The following is a 3,528-nucleotide window of genomic DNA, read 5'->3' as shown; positions in this document are numbered from 1 at the left end:
ACGGTGAACCGGTCGCGCTACAGAAACAACAAATACACCGCACAGTTCGAGAGCTTTCTGACGCCTTTTTCAAAGATCGTGACGCCGGACGTGGATTTGCCCACCGATTTTTCTTTCTGTCACCGCTGGGCGCAGCAATGTGGCGGCGAAATATGGGCAAGCTACAATCGCAAGGTTGCTCATGCGGGAGACCTGACCGTTTCCGCGGCCTATTCTGATCTCTAAGATGTGCCCTTTGAACTGTGAACATGGGTGTAAACAGCTCGCGTCGAGCTTTTCTATAGTGACCTTCTCGCCACAGATGGCCTTATAGTGGTCCGAGGGCGAACGTCTAACCATTGCCGCAGAGCAGCCCGCCACGTACACTCAAGGTCAAGCAAGTCGACGAGCCCAATCAGATGGGTCGGGGACCTATCTTAATTGCCTTAATTTGTGACGGTATCGATTTCTCGTAAGGTGGAGTCGAATGAGAGTGCCGCGCGAGGCCTATCAGTTGGCAGGTGTTTCGCTGCTCGCGTTGGCGGCAGCATCCACTTTCCAAATATCTGGCGCGGCAGCCTGCTCCGCTGCCGCGAGCGGCACCGCGACAACGGTTGGCTCAGGCATCTCGGCCGTGACGACGTTCGAAACGACGTCGGTCACGGTCAAGTGCACAACAACCGGAAATGTCCAGGACATCAACGGCGCATTCGCGACAGGGTTCAAGGGTTACCAAGGGCAAGACAACAGCTCGTCGACTGTCATCGTCAACAATTATGACGGYAATGGCGACGACATTGTAAGCATCGTTGGCGGCATCCTGGACAACATTACGGCTACGCCCGACGTAAGTGGCCTGCCGCCGATAACGTCGGAGGTAACGACCACCTTGGAGCCGGGAGCGGGAACCGTCCAACTCCTTGGCGGCAACGACCAGTTTCAGATGTCATATGGGGATTTCGACGGCGAGCCATTCGGCCCCAACGTCATGGCCAATCTCAATACCGGGGCGGGCGATGACAAGGTCGTCATCCAGGCCGGCAGCATTCAGGACATCGACCTTGGCGAAGGCAATAATTCGCTGGAGATGACCGGCGGTCAAATCAACGGTTCAGTCTTCGGCGGAGATGGCATCGACACCATCACCATTGGCAGCGATACAAGCGTCGTCGATGGCGCCGGCGGCGTTGTCACCGGATCTGTTTTCACCAATGGCGGCGCCGATATCGTCACCATCAAGAACGGCGCCATAGTTTATGGCGACTCGGAAGGAGGAGGTTCTATCGGGCTTGGCGACGGCGACGACCATTTCACCATGACCGGTGGCATCCTCGAAGGTAGTCTGAGCGGCGACGGTGGCAACGACACGCTGGTTGTCAGCGGTGGCGCGATCCACAGCTACGTGACCGGAAACGCAGGCGACGACCAGATCACGATCAACGGCAATGCCGCGATCGATCTCTACGTTGATGGAGATATCGGAAACGACACGATAACGGTCGGCGGCAGAGCCACCATCGGCGGCAGCATATTCGGCAACGAAGGCAACGACACCGTCAACATCAACGGCGGCACCATCGGGACGACCGCGGCTCCGGGCATCGTCGACCTCGGCGACGGCGCCGATATTTTCAACATGACCGCGGGCCGTGTGACCGGTTCGGTTTTCGGCGACGGCGGCGGCGACACCTATGACGTGAGCGGCGGTAGGATTGACGGTTCGATTTTCGCCGGCAGCCAGAACGACAACGTCACGATCTCGGGCAACGCCAGTATCGGGATCGATCTTGGTGAGGGTGGGGACGGCGTCGATTCTGTCGGCCTGGAAGATGGCAACGACAGCTTCCTGATGACCGGCGGCACGCTCGGCGGCGCCGTGAGCGGCGGCGCGGGCAATGATACGATCGATCTGCGCGGCGGCACGATAAACAGTTTTATCGAAGGCAATGATGGCAACGACCGGATTTTTGTATCCGGTGGCGTAGTAACCGGTGAAATCATCGGTGATCTCGGCAACGATACAATCACCATCAGCGGCGGAACGATCGCTGGGTCGGTTTCCGGCAATGACGGCGATGACCACATCAGCATCTCGGGCGGCACCATCGCCAGTTCGGTCAACGGCGGCACCGGCAACGATACGATAACCGTCAGCGGCGGCGCCATCACTGGGAACGTAACTGGCGACGACGGTGATGATACCGTAGCCGTCTCCGGCGGAACCATCCACGGCAGTGTCAGCGGCGGTGCCGGATTCGACCAGGTTTCAGTTTCGGGCGGCACCATCGAGGGTGGCATCGACGCAGACCACGTCCATCTCTCCGGCGGCACGATTGGCGGCAGCATCACCGGAATCGGCGCCAACACGCTGATCATCGATAATGTGGGCACGGTCGATCCGCTCAACCTAGCCGACGGGGTCCTGTTCAGCGGCACGGGAGCCAACGGCACCGTCACAGGCACCGACCTCGCTGCCGGCGGCAAGAGCCAGAACTTCACCGGCTTCGACAATTTTTCGGCCAACGCCTCCACGCTCCGCTTCAGCGGTGGCACGCAAGGCATCAACCAGCTCAATCTCGGCAACGGTTCGACGCTTTTCATCAACGGCAACGTCAACATGCCAGGTTCGATCATCGCGACGAATTCGCTGATCAACATGACGGACGGTGCAGCCAACGACGTGTTGACGCTCGGCGGCCTTACGCTCAACGGCGCCAGGATCAGCCTCGACATCAACCAGCAGACGTTGCAGTCGGATCAACTGGTTGCCAGCGCGTTTTCCGCCACAGGCGCCAACACCATCATCGTCAATCTGCTGGGCACGCCGCAATTCGCCCAAGCGACCGATATCCCGCTCATCGTCTCGACCGGCGGACCGATTGCCGGAACCTTCAGCGTCGTGGGCATTCCCGGCACGCCGGGTTCGCTTTTCACCTATGAGGTCGTAACTGGCCCGAATGGCGGCTTGTTCCTGCGTGCTACTCCGGCCAATTTTGGTATTGCCGCGGCGCCCACCAGCGCCACCAACGCCGGCGCGGTCACGGTGGCAATCGACGCCCTCTACGGCATAAACCGTGATGCGATCGATGCTGACCTCAACCTCTCGCCCGCAACCGGGGGGGCAATGGTGCCGGTTTCGTCCAGCTTCGGCGTCTTCGCCTCCGGCCAGTTCGCCCATACCGAGCATGACGGCTACGACATCAGTGGCGGYGGYTTGAATGGCCCCGGCCCGAGCTTCGATGCCAATGATTTTTCGGCCGCCRTCAGCCTGGATTTCAATGCCGCCAAACACTTCCAGTTCGACAATSAGTATGGYCTGAACCTCGGCGTTTTCGCCGGYTATGCCTCGACCGATGTCAACCTCGGCGGGTTCCGRGGATTTGACGCCATCGGMGAAGGCACCAACAAGGCCGGCATGTTCGGCGGCTACGCGCTGTTYCGCAAGAACTWCRACTACGCGCTGGTCTCCGCYTCCGGCTTCATCGGCGGAAGCGATGTGACGAACGGCGTGCTCRGCACCACCGGCAGCTATGACACCCAAGGCTATGC

1 protein-coding gene and 1 pseudogene are annotated in these 3,528 nt (G+C 59.9%); both read left to right on the top strand.

Annotation, left to right across the window (positions count from 1 at the left end; all coding sequences use genetic code 11):
* A pseudogene (locus ACXJ7R_RS27670) lies at positions 1-225 on the top strand (hypothetical protein); the annotation flags it as partial.
* Positions 226-466: 241 nt separating this feature from the next.
* The coding region (locus ACXJ7R_RS27665; RefSeq protein WP_457154600.1) for a beta strand repeat-containing protein at positions 467-3,528 on the top strand (3,062 nt) is incomplete at its 3' end.

Source organism: Mesorhizobium sp. P5_C1, from assembly GCF_054049815.1.
The sequence above is the reverse complement of the archived record's forward strand: the minus strand, read 5'-3'. Positions and strand labels throughout refer to the sequence as shown.